This window comes from Brevibacterium sp. CSND-B09 (genome assembly GCF_052906525.1).
The window spans coordinates 2828994-2850140 of record NZ_JBREGI010000001.1; the positions used below are offsets into that span (position 1 = coordinate 2828994).

General features: G+C 65.7%; 17 protein-coding genes. 8 read left to right on the forward strand and 9 right to left on the reverse strand.

Annotated elements, in window-relative coordinates:
* Positions 1-6 precede the first annotated feature (6 nt).
* The gene (locus tag ACU4IU_RS12650; protein ID WP_446656912.1) at positions 7-4968 is read left to right on the forward strand and encodes a DUF4011 domain-containing protein; all 4962 of its coding nucleotides are present in this window, start codon (positions 7-9) and stop codon (positions 4966-4968) included.
* Between the two features lie 511 nt (positions 4969-5479).
* Here ACU4IU_RS12650 and mscL read toward each other — a convergent pair.
* The 4 genes from mscL to ACU4IU_RS12670 form a co-directional block, all read right to left on the reverse strand.
* The gene (gene mscL / locus ACU4IU_RS12655; RefSeq protein WP_062862383.1) at positions 5480-5941 is read right to left on the reverse strand and encodes a large conductance mechanosensitive channel protein MscL; all 462 of its coding nucleotides are present in this window, start codon (positions 5939-5941) and stop codon (positions 5480-5482) included.
* Positions 5942-6191: 250 nt separating this feature from the next.
* Positions 6192-6821: an SAF domain-containing protein gene (locus ACU4IU_RS12660; protein WP_181270718.1), complete on the reverse strand. Its 630-nt coding sequence runs from the start codon at positions 6819-6821 to the stop codon at positions 6192-6194.
* A 206-nt stretch (positions 6822-7027) separates the two neighbouring features.
* Entirely contained in the window at positions 7028-7345 is a 318-nt protein-coding gene (locus ACU4IU_RS12665; RefSeq protein ID WP_139468176.1) for an FmdB family zinc ribbon protein, read from the reverse strand.
* A 123-nt stretch (positions 7346-7468) separates the two neighbouring features.
* The gene (locus tag ACU4IU_RS12670) at positions 7469-8212 is read right to left on the reverse strand and encodes a 5-formyltetrahydrofolate cyclo-ligase (protein ID WP_446656913.1); all 744 of its coding nucleotides are present in this window, start codon (positions 8210-8212) and stop codon (positions 7469-7471) included.
* 45 nt (positions 8213-8257) lie between these two features.
* Between ACU4IU_RS12670 and galU the strand changes: the two genes are divergently transcribed.
* The 3 genes from galU (at position 8258) to ACU4IU_RS12685 (ending at position 12113) form a co-directional block, all read left to right on the forward strand.
* Positions 8258-9160: a UTP--glucose-1-phosphate uridylyltransferase GalU gene (galU, locus tag ACU4IU_RS12675; protein WP_139468177.1), complete on the forward strand. Its 903-nt coding sequence runs from the start codon at positions 8258-8260 to the stop codon at positions 9158-9160.
* An 83-nt stretch (positions 9161-9243) separates the two neighbouring features.
* The gene (locus tag ACU4IU_RS12680) at positions 9244-9840 is read left to right on the forward strand and encodes a GNAT family N-acetyltransferase (protein ID WP_139468299.1); all 597 of its coding nucleotides are present in this window, start codon (positions 9244-9246) and stop codon (positions 9838-9840) included.
* A gap of 116 nt (positions 9841-9956) precedes the next feature.
* The gene (locus ACU4IU_RS12685; protein WP_376906856.1) at positions 9957-12113 is read left to right on the forward strand and encodes a hypothetical protein; all 2157 of its coding nucleotides are present in this window, start codon (positions 9957-9959) and stop codon (positions 12111-12113) included.
* 188 nt (positions 12114-12301) lie between these two features.
* Here ACU4IU_RS12685 and ACU4IU_RS12690 read toward each other — a convergent pair whose 3' ends face one another.
* Complete coding sequence (locus ACU4IU_RS12690) at positions 12302-12781, reverse strand: putative immunity protein (RefSeq protein WP_446656914.1); 480 nt, start codon at positions 12779-12781, stop codon at positions 12302-12304.
* A 285-nt stretch (positions 12782-13066) separates the two neighbouring features.
* Between ACU4IU_RS12690 and shiA the strand changes: the two genes are divergently transcribed.
* Positions 13067-14392: a shikimate transporter gene (gene shiA / locus ACU4IU_RS12695; protein ID WP_376906854.1), complete on the forward strand. Its 1326-nt coding sequence runs from the start codon at positions 13067-13069 to the stop codon at positions 14390-14392.
* Positions 14393-14544: 152 nt separating this feature from the next.
* On the opposite strand, the gene ACU4IU_RS12700 is transcribed toward shiA, so the two are convergent.
* The gene (locus tag ACU4IU_RS12700) at positions 14545-15330 is read right to left on the reverse strand and encodes a MerR family transcriptional regulator (RefSeq protein ID WP_446656915.1); all 786 of its coding nucleotides are present in this window, start codon (positions 15328-15330) and stop codon (positions 14545-14547) included.
* A gap of 36 nt (positions 15331-15366) precedes the next feature.
* On the opposite strand from ACU4IU_RS12700, the gene ACU4IU_RS12705 reads away from it, so the two are divergent.
* Positions 15367-15939 (forward strand): DUF2306 domain-containing protein, encoded by a 573-nt coding sequence (locus ACU4IU_RS12705; RefSeq protein WP_181270712.1) that lies wholly within the window; start codon positions 15367-15369, stop codon positions 15937-15939.
* A 63-nt stretch (positions 15940-16002) separates the two neighbouring features.
* On the opposite strand, the gene ACU4IU_RS12710 is transcribed toward ACU4IU_RS12705, so the two are convergent.
* Positions 16003-16329 carry a GNAT family N-acetyltransferase gene (locus ACU4IU_RS12710; protein ID WP_446656916.1) on the reverse strand — a complete coding sequence of 109 codons (327 nt, stop codon included), beginning with the start codon at positions 16327-16329 and terminating at the stop codon, positions 16003-16005.
* Between the two features lie 165 nt (positions 16330-16494).
* Here ACU4IU_RS12710 and ACU4IU_RS12715 point away from each other — a divergent pair, with 165 nt between their 5' ends.
* Positions 16495-17082 (forward strand): GNAT family N-acetyltransferase, encoded by a 588-nt coding sequence (locus ACU4IU_RS12715; RefSeq protein WP_139468186.1) that lies wholly within the window; start codon positions 16495-16497, stop codon positions 17080-17082.
* 164 nt (positions 17083-17246) lie between these two features.
* Here the strand turns inward: ACU4IU_RS12715 and ACU4IU_RS12720 are convergent, their stop codons facing one another.
* Positions 17247-18620, reverse strand: coding sequence for an SLC13 family permease (locus ACU4IU_RS12720; protein ID WP_446656917.1), 1374 nt, complete (start codon positions 18618-18620; stop codon positions 17247-17249).
* Positions 18621-18830: 210 nt separating this feature from the next.
* On the reverse strand, positions 18831-19967 hold the full coding sequence (locus ACU4IU_RS12725) for a YeiH family protein (RefSeq protein WP_446656918.1): 1137 nt from the start codon (positions 19965-19967) through the stop codon (positions 18831-18833).
* An 86-nt stretch (positions 19968-20053) separates the two neighbouring features.
* On the opposite strand from ACU4IU_RS12725, the gene ACU4IU_RS12730 reads away from it, so the two are divergent.
* A complete protein-coding gene (locus ACU4IU_RS12730; RefSeq protein WP_446656919.1) occupies positions 20054-20971 on the forward strand; it encodes a LysR family transcriptional regulator in 918 nt (305 codons plus the stop codon).
* The last annotated feature ends 176 nt before the right edge of the window (positions 20972-21147 follow it).

Sequence of the window (21147 nt, forward strand, 5' to 3'; positions counted from 1 at the left end):
CGAATTGTGTCGGATTCCGTTAGAGACGAACAGTTCCCAGAACTCGGAGATGTCTTCGCCGAGTGGAAGAAGCAGGCTGCCCATCTGGGCGGTCGCGACACCATGCTTCATTTCCGGGACTCCCGTGACGGCAGCATCGACCTCTCCGGCGCCCACCCCTCCGGCCTGGCACAGTTGCTGGCCGGTCGCGCCACCCGACTCTCCAGCCTCATCCGCGACCACGACATCCTCACGGACGCGCGTCGGCGTGCGAAATCCATCCGGTCGAAGGCAGAACAGCTCGACAACGAACGCGGCATCCGCACCGCCCACCTGGCGCTCGGATTCGCTTCGTGGACGGAGAAGGACGCGAAGTTCAAGTTCAACGCCCCCGTCGTCATGCGCCACATCGCGCTGGTGCCTCGTGGGTCCCGAGTCGAGGACTACGAGATCGTGCTCGACAACGAGATCACGATCAACCCCGCTCTCGTCCAGCATCTGCGCGAGGAATACGACCTCGACGTGCCCGTCGACGAATGGGTCGACGCGACCGGCGGACCGCACGGCTTCGACCCGGGCCCGGCTCTCGACCGTCTGCGCGATCTGGGGCAGAACGTGCCCGGTCTGCGGATCAACCACCGCCTGATCATCTCGACGTTCGCGAACATCGCAAACCCGTTCTCTACCGACTACCTGCCTACCCAGCATCCCGTTCTGCGGGCGCTGGCCGGTGACGAGGACGTGCGTGCCTCCCTCGGCGGGCCCTCGTATGTGCCGCAGCCGGGCGTGCTCCCGGACGAGAAGATCGCCGCCGCCGAGAAGGCCGAAGCCGAGCAGAAGCGAGCCGAAGCGAAGAGAGTCGCCGGCGTCGCCGCTGCCGCCGAGTCCGCAGACAAGGACACCGAACCCGCAGGCGGCGAGAAGTCGGCGCCTGAAGCGACCTCCGCGGACGCAGCGAAGTCAGGAGCTGAGACCAAGACTGCGGAAACGACAGAAGGCGACCTCGCCGAGGATGCTGCTGAGTCCGCTGATGAGTCGGCAACCGGCGGCGAGAAGACCGGTGAGAAAGCTGCGTCCGAGAAGCCTGCGGCCGAGAATGCTTCGTCCGAGGCAGCTGCCGGTGCCGCTGATGAAGCGGATGCCGATGAGGACTACGGTCAGCCGACCGTGCCGATCACCGACGAACCACTCGATGCCGCAGAGCCGGTCACTGCCGCCGAGTCCTCCGTCGACACGACCACCGACGACGAGAAGACGTCGACCGATGCCGAAGCTGTATCGGCGACCAAGTCTGAGAAGACAGCACCCGCGGCTGAAGCCGACGGTGAAGACGTCGTTCCCGCTGCGCTTCAGGAGCCGATCACCCCGCTTCCCGACCGGAAGCCGCAGGAGGAATTCCTCGTCATCGACGTCGACGGTGACCAGCAGGCCGTCGTCGACGCTGCCGTGTCCGGTCACTCCGTCGTCGTCGACACCCCGCCCGGAACCGGTGCCACCCAGGTTGCCGTCGCCGTGGCCACCACACTGGCACACACCGGCAAGAGCGTCCTCTTCCTCGCGCAGACCTCCGATGCGCTCGACGATTTCTCTGCTCGCCTCGGCGAGGTCGGACTCTCCGACTTCGCGGTCGACACCCGCGCTGGCTCGGAAGACATCCGCAAACAGCTCATCGGTCTCATCGCCTCGGCAGAGAAATCCGAACGCCCGGACCTGTCCCACCTGCTGACCGAACTCAACGAACAGCGGGCGACCCTGGCCGACCACGTCTCCTCCCTGCACCGCAGGCGCAAGCCGTGGGACGTCTCCGTCTACGAAACCATGCAGCACCTCGCCGAACTGACCTCCGGTGATGACTCCCCGCAGACACCGGTGCGCTTCGATGACGATATCCTCGGCGCCAGCGACGACCGCCGGAACATCCTGCGCGGCAAACTCGGTGAACTCGCCGGACTGGGTGCTTTCACCCTCGATGTCGAAGACACCGTCTGGTTCGGAGCCGATCTCAAATCCGTCGAAGAAGCCGAAGCCGCACGCACCGTGGCCGAACGCATCGGTCGGATGATCCCCGACCTCGTCGCTGCCACCGAACCGGTGCTGCAGAAGGCGAAACTCAATCCGCGCCGCAATGTCGACGACTGGTCCCGCGCCGTCCGCGTGCTCCTGCGCGTGCGCAAGACGCTCGACAACTTCGCACCCGACATCTACGACCACCGCCTCGATGACCTCATCGCCGCCACCGGCACACCCGAATACCGGGCCGATGTCGGCGTCGAGATTGGCATGATGCAGCGCCGTCGACTGAAGAAATCGGCCGCGGAGTTCCTCCGGCCCGGCGCCGAGGTGCCTGACCTCCACGAGGCACTCATCGACGTCCGCGCCCAGCGGGTCATCCTTTCGGACCTCGCCGGACATGACGGCCGCCCGCAGATCCCGCGCGGCGTCCTCGAAGCCGACGAGATCCTCCAGAGCGTGGAAGCCGATATGGCCAAGCTCGCCCCGATCCTCGAGACGACGCCGGACGGCGGGGACCTCGGATCGATGCTCATCGAGGAACTTCAGGCACGTGCCGAAGCGATGGGCAGCGATTCGGAGAACCTCGCCGATCTGCCCGAACGGTCCCGCCTGCAGCGTGAACTCGACGGCGAGGGCCTCGGCGATCTCATGGCCGATCTGCGCAGGCGCAAGGTCGACGAGTCACTCGTCGGCCCCGAGTTCGACCTCGCATATTGGGCCTCCGTACTGCAGACCATGGCCGGTGAAGATCCTGCGATCGGTCGCCACGACGGTGCCGCTCTCCACCAGGTGGCCGAAGGCTTCCGCGAGAACGACCGCGCCTTCGTCGCTGCCGGTGCCTCCCGACTGCGCTACAACCATGCGCAGGCATGGAAGCGCGGAATCGAATCCGACCCGATCGCCGCCGGAGTCATCAAACAGGAGCTGCTGTCGAAGCACACCTCGACGAAGCGGATCTCCACGCAGGCACCCGAACTGCTGACGACTCTGGCCCCGGTGTGGATGGGCAGCCCGTACACGGTGCCCGAACTCTTCTCCGCTCTGCCTCTCTTCGATGCGGTCGTCATCGCCGATGCCGGACGGCTCTCGGTCGCCGATGTCGTTCCCGGAATCACCCGAGCCCGTCAGGTCATCTCCCTCGGAGACTCCCGCCTGCTCGGACCGCGCCCGTTCTCGATCGCGGTCGATCGCTTCGGCATGGACGACGGGAAACATCCCCGCTCGGTGCAGGACCGCCTCGGCGAGTTCCTGCCGCGGATGCGACTGTCGAACTCCTACCGCTTATCCCCGGTCGGGCTCATCGACCTGGCCAACCGGCACTTCTACGATTCGACGATTTCGACGCTGCCGACCGCGCATACCGGTGAGGGCAGCGGCCTCGAATTCTCCTATGTCGCCGACGGCAGGGGCCCCACGGACATCGGGACCGGTCGGGTCGAGAGCCCCGACGCCGAGGTCAAACGCGTCGTCGATCTGGTGCTCAAGCACGCGCGGAATCGGTCGCGGGAGTCATTGGCCGTCGTCGCGCTCACCCCGCATCATGCGCAGCGAGTGGCTACGGCGATCTCGCGGGCGATGAAGGATCTGCCGTATGTGGCGGCGTTCTTCAACGATTCTTCGAAGGAACCATTCGTCGTCACCGACGCCGAACGCGTCCAGGGCATGTCGCGCGATGCCGTGATCTTCACCCTCGGCTATGGCCGCACCGTCCACGGTCGCGTCATCCACGACTTCGGTCCGCTGTCCGGGCCGGATGGTCGTCGCATCCTCGCGGCCACGATGACGCGGGCCAGGAAGCGGCTGACCCTGGTCTCGAGCATCGAGGCCGAGGACTTCGACCGCAGCAAACTCAACGGTGGAGCGGTCATGCTCCCGCAGCTGCTCGAGGAGGTCGCGACCGGCGGCGTCCACCAGCCCGGACCGCACGGCGAGATCTACGATCCGCTGTTCAATGACATCGCCGACCGGCTGCTGCAGCTCGGCGTCGTCGCTCACGAACACTACAACGGCATCGACCTGGCCGTGGCGAACTCCACCGAGGACGAGCACGGAATGATCATCGCCGTCGCCGGTGACGGACCCGAATACGCGTCGATGCGCAGCCTGCGCCAGCGGGACCGGGTGCTGCCCGAACAGCTGAGCCGCCGAGGCTGGAAGTTCATGCGCGTGTGGTCGACCGATGCGTTCGTCGACCCGCAGACCGAGACCGAGAAGATCTTCGAGACCTGGCGTGCCACCGTGGAGACGATGAGCCCGCAGGCCGTTCTCAATGCGGCGCGTGCCGCCTCGGTGGTCGTCGGCCGCACCGGCAGCCGACCGAAGCTCGTGCCCGGTCTGCCGATGCACAAGTACTCCGCCGAAGGCCTCGATCAGATGATCGACTGGATCCAGTCGGATGCGGTCGTGCGCGGCGACGGTGAGATCAAGGACCTGCTGCGCACCGCGCTGGCGCAGAAGGGCAACTCGAGCCGCGGCGATTCCCAGCTGCAGGCCGCCGTGGACCGCTACCGCGAACGCCATGCGCAGGCGAAGAAAGTCACGGGCGCTGAGGTGTTCATCCCACGGTCGAACTCGACTGGACCCGTCGAAGACGACATCCTGCCGACCTTCGACACCGGTAAGATCCGTGCCGATGAGCTCCGCTCCGCCGGCCTCGTGCAGACCGCAAGCAATGACCAGGTCCCCGAGGCGGCCGACGAGCTCGCCCACGCTGATTCGGTTGATGCGGGGTCTGACAGTGCCGGTGAGGACAGTGCACGTTCGTCCGCGGAGGCAACTGCCACGCACGACGCTGGGGCCGCCAGCGCGGCTGGGGCCGAGTCCGCAGACTCGGATTCGGCCGACGAGGATTCGACCGCCGCTGACTTTGGCGGGTCGGATTCGGCCGAGGCGGAGTCGGGGGAGTCGGAGTCGGCTGAATCCGGGACGGACGGGACCGCCTCGGCGAAGTCGGGGTCGAAGAACGACGATGCCTGACCGGCCCGCCGGCAGCGAGGATGCTGATTGCGACCGAGAGGCTGGCGGCAGCGACCGAGAAACGGTTGATCCCAGCGTCAGCGGGTCGAACACTGCACTGGACGAGCCACTGCACGGCGGCGGCGAGTCCGGCGCTGAGCCGGTACAGCCATCACATGGCGACGGCGAGGCCGAAACTGATGAGTCTCGGAGGGCCCGGGTCGAAGCGGCGAAGCGTCGATATCGAGCGACTCTGCGCAATGAAGCCGACTCCGGTGGCGGCGGCTTCAGCGAGGACTACTACCGTTCGCAGAAGCCCCCGCACTGGTCATAGCTCCTGATCCGTCTGGTGGCTTCGATCTGACCGGGCATCTCCCCGCCCTTTACGGTCGGTCAATAGCGCCCGATCGGTCTCAGATAGCCCGATAGGTTTCAGACGGGCCGATAGGTTTCAAGCGGGCTGGAGAGGTTTCAGACATGAAGAAGGCCCGCTCTCGGATGCGAGCGGGCCTTCTTTGCGATCGGCTGGTGATCAGTGCCGCGGAGGCTGGTTCGGATCGATCGGACCGTCGGTGGCGGGACCTTCGGCGGGTCCGGCAGGCGAGGCAACCTGGTTGCGCAGGATCTCGCGGATGTCGCCGAGCAGATCCTCGGTGGTCGGAGGAACTTCTTCTTCGGGAGCTCCGCGCTTGCGCAGCTCGTTGAGCTTGTTCATCGGCACGATGATGATGAAGTAGACGATGGCGGCCACGATGAGGAAGTTGATGGCCGCAGTGATGACCGCACCGATATCAAGGGTGGCCTCGGGCACGCCTTCCTTGAGCGGGATCTGCAGGGCCGGTCCCTCAGCACCACCGACAGCGGCGATGAGCGGGTTGATGATCTTGTCGGAGAAGGCGGTGACGATGGCGGTGAAAGCGCCGCCGATGATGACCGCTGTTGCGAGTTCGACGACATTCCCCTGGAGAATGAAGTCTCTGAATCCCTTAAGCATTAGAGAAACCCTCTCGGTGTGTGTTCACTGAAATGCTGTTATCGAATAGCTCAATTACGTTCCAATAGTACACATGGGTAACTCATTGTCAGCAGAAATGTTCTGCGAGTCTGATCATCGTATTGACGCTTCGGGTAATCGATGTGATGCTCCGGGTAGTCGGAACGCAGTGATGAATGCCGGTCAGGTGAACGCAGACGTCTCCGACTACCGCAGATCAGCAGGGCGAACGGCCCGGCGATGGCATGGTTCAGCGAGGGAGGATTGCAAAGCTGATGGGGAGTCCGGCGAACTCGGCGACACGCCCGGCGTCATCGGCGGAGAGGATCACGGAAACAAGTTGTCCTGACTCCGCGGCTATTCCTTCGGGTTTGTCGACGAGGCGGGCGATCGTCACTTTCTCGACGACGACTTCCGACCCGCCATCGGGCAGGGACGAGAAGAGTCGGATCTTCTGCCCCGGTTGGAGCAGTGCCGCCGAGGCGTCATCGGCCAGACGGATCGGCATGAGCAGATCGCGACTGCCTTTGGGCAGCGCCTGCTGATCGAGAACGATCGACGAGGTCAGAGGTGACCCCTTCGACAACCCCGCCGAGGTGGCCCGTCCCTTCACCTCTTCAACGGACCTGAATGCCTTGTCGGGGACGAGGTCGGAAGGGAACTGAGTGAGAGTGAGGTCCTGGGCCTTGAGCTCGGTTCCGGGCGCCAGGTCCGACTTCGCGACGACGATCGCCGTTCCTGCGCTGCTCGGTGTGAGCACCCAGACGGCAAGAGCGCAGGCGCACGCGAGGCAGACGGCGGCGAGGATGCGCTGCGGCCGAATGCGAGACGGCCGTGACCAGCTAGAAGACGAGGACCGGATGCGGTGGAAGATGCCCATGCCGCCGAGTCTGCGGCGGTGCGCGGCCCGCAGCAAGGGTACGGTACTTGCCTGTGGACAGTTCGTGCCGTCCACAGGCGATTGGTGTCTGAGTGACGAGAGCCGGTTCGTCGCGGCATTCGGTCGGCTGGCGGCTGAGGTGAATCACCTGTAGGTGCCGGCTGTCAGCTGGCGGCTGGGAAGTGTCAGCTGGCGACCGGCGTCGCTCAGCTTGCGGCTGGGGTGCTCGCTGCCGAGGAGCTGCTCGATGACGAAGTCGACGTGCTGGAGGATTCCTTCGACGACGAGCTCGAGGACTCCTTCGAGGAGGAGTCTGAACTCGAGGAGCTGACGGTGCTCGACTTGCTCGAGCGGGAGTCAGTGGCGTAGAAGCCGGATCCCTTGAAGCTGATGCCCACGGCGCCGAAGACCTTCTTCAGGCGGCCCTGGCATTCCGGGCAGACGGTGAGCGAGTCATCGCTGAAGTCCTGATGAATATCAAAGGCGTGACCACAGCTCTTGCAGGCGTAGGAGTAGACGGGCATTCGAGACCTTTCTTCGACGACAAGATTATAGTGCACGTCGGAACCTCCCCGGAGCACCGGTCCGGGATATGCACAAGGTTATCCACATATCAACATGCGCGAGTGGGTGCTGATTCCCGACGATCAGGCCGTGAAGATGTGAGTTCCGTCGTCGGTGACGGCCTCCGGGATGCGCAGGTCCCAGACTTCTGCGGCGAGACCCTTGAGATTGAGCTCGTAGGCGAAGCACACCCCGACAACGCGGGGACCCGAGCCAGGAGCTGCCGAACCAGAAGCTGCCGAACCATTGCGTTCCGAACCAGGGGGCTCGGGACCAGGGGGCTCGGAACCAGGAAGTCCCGATCCGAAAACGCCCGACCCGAGAGGCTCGGCCCCGTGCGGGCCGAAGGTCCTGTCGTAGAAGCCGCCTCCGTTTCCCAGCCGAGCACCATCGGTGCCGAAGCCCAGGGCGGGGACGAACACGAGGTCGAGGCCGATCGTGGGGGAGAGCAGCTGGGCGGCGGTGAGCAGCTCACCATCCCGGGCCGGTTCGCGGATTCCCCATCGTCCCTGCGGTCTCAGGCTGGCCATTGAACCAGTGACCTGGCCGAACATCAAAGGTTCGCCCACCTTGGTGACGGCGGGCACGTAGACGGTGCCGCCGGATGCGAGAAACTGATCGAGTGCCGGGTCGAGGTCCGGCTCTCCGGGCAGCGCCGCATAGGCAAGAAGGGAACGAACCGGTGTTTCTCGGATGAGGTCCCACGCAGCGGCCGCCACCGTCCCCGCAGCCGCCGTGGTCCCCGGAGTCGCCTCGATGAGGGAGCGGTCTGCGCGAGCTGCGCGAATGCGGGACCGCAGCTGCGCCTTCGAAGTTTGTGAGTCCACGCATTTCAGACTAACCGGGGTTGGCGGATTCGTTAAGATGACTTCATGAGTGATGAAGTGCAGCGCACCGTTCGCAAGGCCGTGATCCCCGTCGCCGGTCTCGGAACTCGGTTCCTCCCCGCCACGAAAGCCACCCCCAAAGAGATGCTCCCGGTCGTCGATAAGCCGGCGATCCAGTACGTCATCGAGGAAGCCGTCGATGCCGGTCTGCAGGACGTTCTCATGATCACCGGTCGGAACAAGCGGCCGCTGGAGGATCATTTCGACCGGGTTGACGGGCTCGAGGCAGCGCTCGCGCAGAAGGGCGACGACAAGAAGCTCGCCGCGGTGCGCCATCCCTCGGAACTCGCTGATATCCACTATGTGCGCCAGGGCGACCCCAAGGGACTCGGCCATGCCGTGCTCAAGGGGCGTCAGCATGTGGGCAATGAGCCGTTCGCGGTCCTCCTCGGTGATGACCTCATCGATGAGCGCAGCCCGATCCTGCCGAAGATGATCGAGGTCGCGGAGAAGACCGGCGGCAGTGTCGTCGCCCTCATGGAGGTTCCGCCCGAGGCGATCCACCTCTACGGCTGTGCCGCCGTCGAGTCCACTGCTGACGACGAGGTCGTCAAGGTCACCGACCTCGTCGAGAAGCCCGCCACCGAGGATGCTCCGTCGAATCTCGCCATCATCGGCCGCTACGTGCTGGCGCCGGAGATCTTCGATGTCCTCGAGACGACGAAGCCGGGACGCGGCAACGAGATCCAGCTCACCGATGCCCTGCAGGAGCTCGCCGGAGACGACGAGGGCCACGGCGTCTACGGAGTCGTGTTCAAGGGCGCTCGCTACGACACGGGAGACAAGCTCGACTACCTCAAGGCCGTTGTGCAGATCGCATGCGACCGGGAGGACCTCGGCGACGATCTCAAAGCGTGGCTGCGCGAGTTCGTGCCGACGCTGGACTGAGCGCCGACACGGCTCCGAGCCGACCGTCCTGGTTCAGCCCATCCGGGCAGACCGACCTTGATCCCGAGAGCGAGGGCAGCCGTGTGTGGCCCGTCATCCTGACTGATCGACAGTCCGATATCGTGCTGCGACCGCTGCGCCGCCGCGACGAAGAGGCCTGGCGAGAGGTCCGCCGATTCAACCGCGACTGGCTGCGCCCGTGGGATGCGACCCTGCCTGCGCCGGGCCAGGAGCTGCCGGGGTTCCGCACGATGGTGCGGATGCAGGACAAACAGGCCAAACGCGGGCAGACCGTGCCGTTCGCCATCGAGGTCGACGGGAACTTCCGCGGACAGATCACCGTATCGGGACTGAGCTGGGGTTCGATCCTGTCCGGGCAGATCGGTTACTGGATCGACTCGCGCGTGGCCGGGCGCGGTATCACCCCGGTCGCCGTGGCGATGGCCGCCGACCACTGCTTCTTCGCCCTCGGACTCCACCGCATCGAAATCAACATCCGCCCGGAGAACACCGCGAGCCTGCGCGTGGTCGAGAAGCTGGGTCTGCGCGATGAGGGGCTGCGCGAGAAGTACATGCACATCGATGGGCAGTGGTGCGACCACCGCACCTTCGCCCTCCTCGCCGAGGAGGTCCCTCAGGGTCTGCTGGCCGCATACAGGCACGGCACCGGCGGGTGGTAGACGCGAACCGGGGACGTCCAGCCGCCGCCTGGGAATTCGGTGAGCTTCGCCCCAGTTTGACCGACACACCTCGCGTCTTCACGACTTCCCTGATGCCTGCAACTTAGGGTGGCATTGTGGACACCAGCATCATCGTCGTCATCGCCATCGTCGTGGTCTTCGCCGTTGCTGTGCCCGCAATGATTCGGAAGTCCGCGACGGATCTCTCGCGCGTCGAAATCGACACGGTTCCGGACAATGCGGCCGTCGTCTCCGCCGAGACAGCCATCCCCGGGCACGACCATTCGGAGCGCATCCAGGTCTTCCACGACAAACCTCGGAAGGTGCCGTCGGTTCCGACCCCGGACGTCTCACAGGAAGTCGAGGCCCCGAAGCTGAGTCTCTCGGCCTCCACTCCCGAGCTCGCCGTCATCGACGGTCACGCCGAAGCACACACCATCACCGAGGCTGCCGAGCACGCCCAGCTCAACGTCCTTCCCGTTGCGGTCGGTGAAACTTACTCCTCCCTGTCCGCCGACCATGCGGCCGTCGGTCGCGGTGTTGTCGTTTCCAGCGTAGGCGTCGGCACTGACACAGGTGTTCGTGCAGGCGCTGCCACTGACAATGTGCGACTGCTCCACCCCGCGGTCCATGCCGTCTTCAACGACAGCGGCCGCTCCGTCGGGCCGTCGGACAGACAGGGCCGTTCGCCACAGGCCCATCCGCCGCACTCGACCGGCGCGGGGCACAAGGCGTCGACGAGCCGGATGGCTTCGGCCGGCGCCGGTCCAGCTCCTCACGGAGGCGGACCACGTGAAGGCCGGTCCCGGACGGGACGCGGCGGCCACCTCGGCGAGGGGATGGCCGGCACAGATGGACAGAACCGACAGATTTCCAATCCGACCATCGGAACCGATGAGGAACATGCGATGACCGAGCAAGCCACGACCCTGCGGGAGTCACTGAAGTCGCTGAACACTATGGTCAGGGGCTTCTCCCTGGTCTTCCTCGCCTCGGTTCTCGGCATCCTTGTGTCAAGTGTGCTCGCGGCCTTCTCGGTCGTGCACATCGCCTTGGCCGGTGTCTTCCTCGGGCTCGCGGTCGTCACTCTCTTCCTCGTGCGCACGCTCAATCTGCGCAAGCGCGAGACGAAGAAGAAGCTGCGACGTCTGCAGGAGACCGCACGGTCACGGTCAGCGGGCCAGCCGAAGCGTGCCGCTGAGCCGGAGCACGCCGCCAAGGTCGAGCGTGCCGCCGAGCCGAAATCGGCCGAACCGTCGACTGCCACGGCACGACAGACTGCCACAGCCAGGACGACTGATGCTCAGCCTGTAGCTGGATCGCAGCCAGCTCGCACGGGCGCGAAGTCCGCGAAGTCGCAGACCGTTCCGGTCAAGCAGCAGCCTCGCACGGCCCCGGCATCGACCTCGAGCGGAACCGCTGCCCGGATCGCCGCGGCCGCCCAGGGCACAAGCGCGGCGGCGAAGGCCGCGCAGGCTCGCGCTGCGATGAACCGCTCCGCCGCGGCGAAGAAGTCCCGCGAAGAGGCCGACACCGGAGAGATCCCGCTCGTGCGCATCCGCAAGGAAGCCGCCGAGGGCCACACCACGCGCCAGGTCCTCCTCACCGGACCGATCCCGGTCGTGAAGGAGAACGCCACCGCAGACGGTGACGCGACTTCCGCCGAGGTGGCCGCCGGCTCGGAGGCCGCCTCGACGTCGGGCACCGTCGCCACCGCGGAATCAACGTCGACGGCAGAGCCGAAGGCGACGGGTACCAACATCGACCGCGAGAACGATGCCGACGCCGCCTCGGCGACGTCTGCAGAGAAGGCTCGGACCGAGTCCACCAAGACCCCGGTCTCGCTCGGAGCCGACCTCCTCACTGAGACCGAAACCGTCGCAGATGCGGCCGGTCGAAAGGAAGTCGATGCGGATGTGCACGCTGCACTTGATGCGGCGGCTCGCACGGTCGATGACCCGTTCATGCAACGCCTGAAATCGCGCGACGGCTGGTCGCCGACTCCGCTGCCGGTGCCCAGCTATGTCGACGCACCCGAAGCCGAGCATCCGGTGCCCTCGGCATCGGCGGCCGATGCCAGCTCGTACGAGACCGAGGCCCGCAGCCGTGAAGATATCGCGGCTCAGTTCGCCGAAGAGCTCGGCTACCGGCCGGAACTCAGCGACTCCGCCCGCGAGGAAGGACCCCTTGGCCACGGGCGCAAGGCGATCCGGACGACGAAGGCCGCCGACCTCGGTGCCGTCAACGACGTTCTCGCTCGCCGGCGCGCGTGAAGCCCCGAAGTCGCTGAAGCGAGGTCCGCACGGATTTCGCGATGCCGACGCAGAAGCCCCGCCAATCGGCGGGGCTTCTGCGTGCCAGGGTTACGGTGTCCACGAGGGTGAGTCGCTGGCAGCCCGCTTCACGACAGATAGCACCCGTTCTAAAGAGTGCTGTCTGCCGTGGAGGGTGCCGCTAGCGATCAGGCGCTGAAGACCGACCAGCAGATCGCATCGCGGCGTGCCTGATCTTCCAGCACGAGTTCGCGGACTTCATTCGGCAGCCGGTCACGCTGCCAGTCGCGTTCGGCACGACCGGCCCCAAGGTCCTTCCCCGATGTCCCTCGGGCCGCTTTGATCGCGTAGGCCGCCGCCCCCAGATCGTGCTCGGCGACGTGTCCGACACAGGCCGCCTGCCCCGCCGCATAAGCGGCGAACCGGGCTGGCCCACGCAGGGGCCGTGCCGCACCCATGGCATGTCCGCCGAGGGCACGAGCTTCCATCATCGGCATCTCACCAGCTGCCCACGCCCGGGCGGCGGCAATGGCTTCGCGAGGTCGCTCATCCTCGGGGCAGACGGCTTCGAAGAACGGCAGGACGTGTTCGGCGCAGTCGGTGGCCCACAGCGCGAGAAGGCGGTGGACGGCATCGGTGAGGGAGCCGCCTCGGCGAATCGTGATCATCCGAGGGTCTCGGACCTCCGGCAGGATCACGGGAACCGGCCGAGAATCGACAGCGGTCGCGAGCGGCGAAGCGTGCAGGCGTTCACAGTTGCCGATTGTAGTGGCCCCTCCGGTCGGTGCCTGACCCCAGCGCATCGGCAACCGTGGACGGAGACTGACCGGCGACGTGCGTTTTCCCTGGTGGACACGGGCCGCTCAGTCGTCATCGGCCGTGCTAGATTGCTCAGCGTCGATCACGCGAGGGCGGCCAGCAGGAGGCCGAAGACGAGTTCAGGGGAGAATCCGATGGCCGATATCGAAGACCAGGTGAGAGCTGAACCTGACCTGGGACGGCGTGCACGCCGTGCGGCTGTCGGGTCGTTCATCGGCGCCGTCGTCGAATGGTACGACTTCCTGCTCTACGGGATCGTCGCAGCTCTGGTCTTCGGCGAGCTCTTCTTCCCCGGTTACAGTGACCGGGCGGGCACGCTCGCGGCGTTCGCGACCTTCGGCGTCGGATTCATCTTCCGCCCGCTCGGCGGAATCATCTTCGGCCACTTCGGCGACCGCCTCGGGCGCAAGTCCATGCTCATCTGGACGATGACGATCATGGGCGTGGCGACCGCCCTCATCGGTTGTCTGCCGACCTACCAGGCGATCGGCTGGCTGGCACCGGCACTGCTCGTCCTGCTGCGCTGTATCCAGGGCGTGGCGGTCGGCGGAGAATGGGGAGGCGCCGCGCTCATGGCCGTCGAAAGCGCACCGCCGAAGCTGCGCGCCTTCTACTCCAGCGGGGTTCAGGTCGGCTATTCGGTCGGCTTGCTGCTGGCCACCGGACTCGTCGCCATCCTCAGCGGCGGACTGACCTCCGAAGGCTTCCTGGCTTGGGGATGGCGGATCCCGTTCCTCGCCAGCGCCGGCCTCGTCCTGGTCGGGCTGTGGATCCGTTCCGGTGTCGCCGAATCCGAAGAATATGTGGAGCGAGTGAAGAACGCGGACGAGGACAAAGTTGCCAAACTGCCGATCCTCGAGGCCTTCAAGCGATTCCCCGCACAGATCGCACAAATCGTCGGACTGCGGTTCATCGAGCTTCTGACTATGTACATCGTCACCACCTTCGCGCTGTCGTATGCGACGGACGAACTCGGTCTCGACCGGCAGTTCATGCTCAACATCACGCTGCTCGTCGGCGGACTGGGAATCGTCACGATTCCTGCCTTCGCCTACCTCTCTGATCGGTACGGACGGCTGCGCGTCTATCTCACCGGCGGGGTCGTCGGACTGCTCAGCGCGATCCCGTTCTTCTTCGCTCTGGAATCGGGAAGCACGATTGCCATCGTGATCTTCGCCGTGCTGCTGGTCAATATCGCCCACGACGCGGTCGTCAGCGTCCAGCAGCCGCTGTTCGCTGAAATGTTCAGCCCCGAGTTCCGATACAGCGGAGCGGGCGTCGGCTACCAGTTGGCCAGCGCGCTGGCCGGCGGCTTCACTCCGTTCATCGCCACGTACCTCGTCGGAGTCGGCGACGGCAGCTGGTACCTCGTCGGTGCCTATCTCGCTGCGGGCTGTCTGGTCTCGATCTCCGTCGCCGCCTACCTTGCGAAGAAGGGACGACGCACCGCCAGTGCCTGATCACCTCGGTGCTGACTGACGGCACTGTTGCTCCAGTGCGTTACGTCAGGCCGAGCGCAATTGGTAAGGCCGAGGCCGTTGTGGGCGCAGCGGTGTGGGGTGTGGCCCGGTCACCGCGAAGTGGTGAGGCGGTCCCGGGCGCTGGATAGCGGTCAGTCAGCGGGGCCCCGCGACATCATCGACAGTGACGCATGTGCCAGCGCACTCGCGGCGATGAGCTGACGATTGGACATTGTGATGCCGCGGATCACGCTCAGGCAGACCCTGTCGCGACTGTGCTCGACGCTGATCGGGCGGACATGAGACTGAGCGATAGGGGCAATGGCCCGGCACTGGGCGACGATCGAATCGACGGTGACCGGGTATCCACCCGCATCGACCATCGCGACAACACGTGCCAGTGCATTCCTCGCTGCAGATTCCTCATCGGGCCAGCCGAGGCGGTCGATCACCTCGGAGACCAGATCATCGAAGCGGTCAGGGGTGGGGGAGACTGCGGTCGGATGTGTTCCGGAGGCCCGCAGGGCGAACGGCGGGGAACCCGGTGCGCGCTGCGCCGAGGCGGGCAGTCCGGAATTCCCGCGCAAGGCGAGCTCCTGGCATACGCCCATCAGCTCGATCGTCGGCAGCGATTCGTCGTCAATGGCGCGGGTGAGTTCGGCGATGTCGGCGATTGGAGTGGCCAGCTCCTCGCGCAGCCAGCGGATGAGCGCCAGCCGGTGCAGATGCGTCTCGTCGTAGACGGCCGTCGTCGCATTCTTCTTCTGTCCAGGCGGCAGAAGCCCCTCGTGGATGTAGTACTTGATACTCGCAGCCGAGACGCCGGCGGCCTTTGCCAATGCGCTGAGCTTCACTGTGCCCTCCTTCTGCGGGTTGCTTCTGCAGGTTTCGTCCTCGACGACGGTGAATGGATAGTGGAAGCGGCGTTCACTATCCACGTTGCCACACTTGGTTAGTGACACTATCTTAATGACATGTTCTCACTCTTCATCGCCATCCATGCCATCGCCGCCACGGGTGTCGTCCTGCTGGGGCCCATCCAGATCATCCGCCGCACCAAGGACCGCAAGCACCGTTTCATCGGACGGTCCTGGGTCATTCTCATGTACTTCGTGTGCACCAGCGGAATGTTCATCTACTCGCTCACCGGTTCCTTCACGCTCTTCCACGCCCTGGCGATCTGGACCTTCATCTCCACCACGCTCGGCGTCATCGCGATCCGCCGTGGCAATGTCCGCCGCCACATCGGAATGATGGTCGGCTCCTATCTGGGTGCACTGATCGCAGGCATCTTTGCCGCTGCAGTCCCCGGACGAGAGATCCCACAGCTGGCAGTCAGTGACCCAGGACTGCTGTGGTCACTCGTCGCCGCGGTCATCGTGGCAGTCACCGCCTGGGCGATCTTCGTCCTGCGCTTCGTCTCCGGACACGACCGTCAACAGGAGATCGTCGAGAGCGCGAACATCGTGGGCAATGCAGAAGAAGGCGCCAGCGGCGAACCGCTGACGCCCGCGAAATTAAGCGAAGCAGGCCCGGTCACTGCGTAATGACGACTCTGGGGTGCGAGTTGACGTCCCCGGGCAGGGAGTTGACGAGACCGAGCGTGACGCTCAGGCGACGAACTTGTCGAACTCGTCGTTCTTGACCAGGAAATTCTGCACGTAGGAGCACGTCGTCCGGAACTTCAGCCCCTCCTCGGCGCTGGTCTCCAGTGCATAGCGCACCAGCTTGGCGCCCAAGCCGCGGCCGCCCCACTCGGGGGACACCTCGGTGTGGGTGAAGATGCGCACCGGGCCGTCGGCGGTGTCATCGGCACTCGCCTCACGGTCGATGTAATCGACGAGACCGATGACCTTTCCGGAGTGGGAGACGGTGAAGCGTTTGGCCGCAGCATCCTCGGTGATGGTGAAGGTCTCTCCCGAGATGTCGATGTCCATGGTCATTCCTCCCGAATGTCCGTGCCGGCGGCACTGCGCGATGGTCGTCGGCGTTCGATCGGCGATCGCCGCTGTCCTGACAACTGACACTATAGTTCTGTTTCTGAGGAAGCGACTAGCCTGGTCTGACGCAGCCGACCGGACGATCTTGAAGGAGTCCCACCTATGACCGCACACCCCTCGGCGACCCTGGTCGACGCGCACCGCCAGAAGCTGCGCGCAGTCGGATTCGAGGTCACCGAACTGACGTCCGCCGACATTCCCGACTACGTCGAGCTCGTGTCTTCGGCCTACCGCGGCGAGGGATCGAAACAGGGGTGGACCACCGAGGCGGACCTGCTCGGGGGACAACGGCTCGACGGTCCGATGGCCGAGGACATGCTCGCCGAGGCGGACTCCCAGATCCTGCTCGCCCGCGATGATCAGGGTCGCGCCGTGGCCAGCGTCTATGTGCGAGAGCCCGAAGACGGGGCCGCCTACCTCGGGGTGCTCGCCGTTTCTCCGCTGGGACAGGGCAAAGGGCTGGGGTCGTTGCTCATCGGCCTCGCCGAGGCGTGGGTGGCCGAACATTGGGGTGCGACGTCGATGCGGATGAGCGTGATCAATAAGCGTGACGAACTCATCGCCTACTACGAGCGCCGCGGCTACGTGCGCACCGGCGAAATCGAGCCCTTCCCCTACGGCGACGAACGCTTCGGTCTGCCGAAGGTCGACGACCTGGAATTCGTGTTGCTGGCCAAGCCCTTGAGCTGAGGGGCGGCAGAAGCGTGGTTGCAGGTGAGAAACGGGTTGCTGTCGGCGAATAGGTCAGCATCGGACACTTCTGTTGGAGAAAAGTGTCCGATGCTGACCTATTCTTGGAGGTCCTGGGGCCCGGGTGGGACACAGGGCCGAGAACCCTGCCCGAGAGCCCGGCCTCAGAACATCATGGCGGGCACGACGAGGCCGCCGACGAGCGCGACCGGTCCGATGACGACCATCGACATGCCGAACTTCACGAGGATGCGGGTCAGGCGCGGCTTTTCCTCGACCGGGGCAGTCGCGACGACCGTGGCACCCAGCGTCGAGAACGGTGAGACGTCGACGACCGCCGAGCACACGCCCAGAGCCGCGATGAGTGCCCAGCCGGGAACGCCGCCCGCGGCGATGAGCGGCAGAGCCAGCGGCACGAGCGCAGCAAGGATGCCCGTCGTCGACGCGAAGGCCGAGACCAAGCCGCCGACGATGCAGAGGACGAAGGCGGCGATGAGCGGCGAACCGATCGACTCGGCGCCTTCGCCGAGCAGGTCGACGGCTCCCATGTTCTGCAGCACGCCGACGAAGGTGATGATGCCGCCGACGAGCAGCACGGTCGGCCAGTCGATCTTCGGGATCGCGGCCTTGCCCGTCTTCGGGTCGACGAGCGCGAGGATCGCTCCGAACATGAAGCAGAGCAGGCCGATGTCCGGTTCCTGACCGAGGGCCGCGAGCACGACCACGGTGCCGATGAGGCCGACCATGAAGATCACGGTGAGGATCTGTACGAAGGTGAACGGCTTGGATTCTCCCGCCACGTCGGTGGTGGAGGAGTCGAAGAGCGCTTCGTCTTCGTCATCCTCACCGAAGACGACACTCGACGCCGAGGCGGAGCCGCGGGAGATCTTCGACTGGGTGCCCCCGGCCGAAGCATGCTCGGCGGCCGCCACCGTCGTCTTCGAGAACAGCGACCGACCGTACATGAAGTAGGCGACGACGAGCATAACGAGGTAGACGGCCACGGCGATTCCGAAGAGCAGGAATGGGGAGAGGTCGATGCCGGCATCGTGGGCGGTCGAGTACGTGACGATTCCGTAGAGGCTGGTCGGGGCGAAGCCGCCGGCGCCGATGGCGAAGCAGATCGCCAGTCCCATGAGCGCGTAGTCGACACCGTACTTGCGGGCGACCTGCATTCCCACGGGCATCATCACCAGTCCCGCCAACGGTGCGCCCATGGCCGCAATGCAGCCCGTGATGACGAAGAACACCGCGGGCAGCAGCACCGCCGAGGATCCGACGCGTTCGAGGGCCCAGTCGATGATCTTGTCGACGGTCCCGTTCTCCTGCGCGATCGCGAAGAAATAGGTGACCCCGGCCAGCAGGATCATGATGTCCAAGGGGAACTCGGCGACGATGTCGTCGACGGCCATATCGGTGAAGAGGAGCCCGGTTCCGGCCGCGCCGACGAGCATGAGAACGCCGATCTGCACACCGCGGACAGCGCCGATGGCGAAGAGGGCGACGAATATGAGCAGAGCAATGATCTGAGTGAGCATGATGTCCTTGCGAAGGCTGAAGCGACACTGAGCATCGCTGGCTGATTCGCTGAGAGACTACCAGTGTTACCGGCGGGTACCGCTGAGGCGTGTCCGAACCGTCGGAAAGTCCCGATAGACGGAAAATCCTCCCCAATTGCTACCTGACGGCGGCCCAGCAACCTCGCGCGAGGTTGCTGGGCCGCCGTCAGGTAGCAATTGGGGAGAGGATCAAGTGAGGAGGATGGCTCCGCCGAGGGCGATGAGGGCGACGATGATCGTGACGAGTGCGGCCAGGGCGATCGGCCGGGCGCCGAGGTTCTTCAGGGACCGCCACTGCACTCCGCGGCCGAGGGCGAACATCGCCATCGCCAGGCATACTGTCTGGATCCAGCTAAGTCCGGTGACCGCGATCTCGGGCAGCAGGCCGAAGGTGCGCAGGGCCGCCATGATGAGGAAGCCGACGACGAAGAGCGGAACGATCGGCGGACGTTTGCCCTGCGCCGGAGTCTGCTTCGCCGCGATCGACACCGGCCCACCGGTCGACACCGCCCCCGCGGCCGATGCACCCGACCCGTTGCTCTCTCCAGTCGACCCCGCGGCTGCTGAGGTTCCGGTGGAACCGGCGGTCGCCTCGGTGCCGGTGTTCGTCAGTGCCTTGTCCTCGCTGCGGCGCACTGCGTAGCTGAACACGGCGACGGTGGGGGCGAGCATGATGACGCGGGCGAGTTTGACGAGGACTGCGATCTCGAGGGCCGCGGGGCCGATGATCCCGCCGATCGCCACGACCTGGGCGACCTCATGGGTGGCGGCACCGCCCCACATTCCGGCGGTCTCCGGGGACAGACCCAGGGCGGTCGAGAGTCCGGGCACGATCGCGATCATCAGGGTGCCGAAGAGGACGACGAGGCCGATCGCGGCCGCCACATCCTCCTTCTTCGACTTCAGAGTCGACTCGACTCCGGCGACGGCGGCGGCACCGCAGATGCCGAATCCGCTGCCGATGAGCACGGCCAGGGGGCGGTCGACCTTGAGCGGTCCGGCCAGGGCCAGGGCCGAGAGGATTCCGGCGGCGACGATGACGGCGGCGAGCACGAGAACGAGCCACCCGAGGTCGAGGATGTCGCCGAGCACCACCTGCGCGCCGAGGGCGACGATGCCCAGGCGCAGCAGCGGCTTCGCGGCGAAGTTGAGTCCGGGCATGAACGCCTCGGGCAGGTTGGGCACGAGATTGCCCAGAAGGATTCCGAGCACGATCGCCACGAGCAGCGGTGAGAGCACGGGGGCGAGCATGGAGATCGGCCACGCGACGGCCGTGGCCGCAGCGGCGACGGCGAGTCCGGGCAGGAGGGAGGCGAAGCGGTTCATGACTTCAGTCTGTCAACGCCTGCACGGTCGCAGTAGACGGTGATTTCTTAGCAACCCATATGGATCTGATATGTCATGATGAGCATATGCACGACCTCGGGAATATGAAGAACTGGCCCGAGCTCCAGGCTCTGGGGCTGCTGGTGGCCCTCAGCGGCAACGCCAGGTCGATCGGCCAGGCCGCGGCGAAGCTCGATCTCGCCCAGCCGAATGCCTCCCGCAGCCTGCGCAACCTCGAACGCGATCTCAAGGTGCCGCTGCTGCGGCGCTCTCCGCGGGGCACCGAACTCACCGTCGAGGGCCGCGCCGTCGCCGAATGGGCGTCGAAGGTCATCGAAGCCTACGACACGCTCTACGCCGGGGCCCGCGCCATCCAGGACGCCCGCGCCGGAACTGTCAAGGTCAGCGCCTCTCTGACGGTCGCCGAATACCTCATGCCCCACCACCTCACGACCTTCCGCGCCGCACACCCGACAATCGACATCGGTCTGTCGGTGGAGAACTCCGCGACCGTCATCGACCGGGTGCGCCGGCAGACCTGCGACCTCGGGCTCATCGAATCCGTGTCCCTGCCGCAGGACCTCAACGCCGAGGTGGTCGGCCGCGACCGGCTCATGATCGCCTGTGCCCCGGACTTCGCCCACGCCTGGATGAAGCCGATCACTGCCGAGGAGCTGGCGCAGGTGCCGCTGCTGGTGCGTGAGATCGGCTCGGGCACCAGGGAGGTCATCGACGCTGTACTGGTCGAAGCTGGGGGAGTGTGCGTGGCCGGTGAGTACGGATCGAACTCCGCCCTGCGCATCGCCGCCGCCACATCCGTGGCCCCGGCCGTTCTGTCCGAACTCGCTCTGCGCGATGACTTCCGGGCGGGACGTCTGGTGCCGCTGCCGGTGGCCGACGACGTCGACCTCACCCGCGAGCTCCACGCCGTATGGGCCCGGAACCGACGGCAGTCACCCGGGGCGCGTCTGCTGCTCGAGCACATGATCGACAGTCTCGAGTGACGGGACCCGAGTGACAGAGCCCGAGTGACAGGATCCGAACGACGGGACCCGAGTGAAGGAGCCTGATTGAAGGGGCCCGAGCAGGTCGAAGTCTCCGCGCCGTCCGAAGCAGCGGACACCGGGCGAACCCTTCAGAGCTACGGAAACGTGTCCGAAATATCACTGTCGATTCGGTG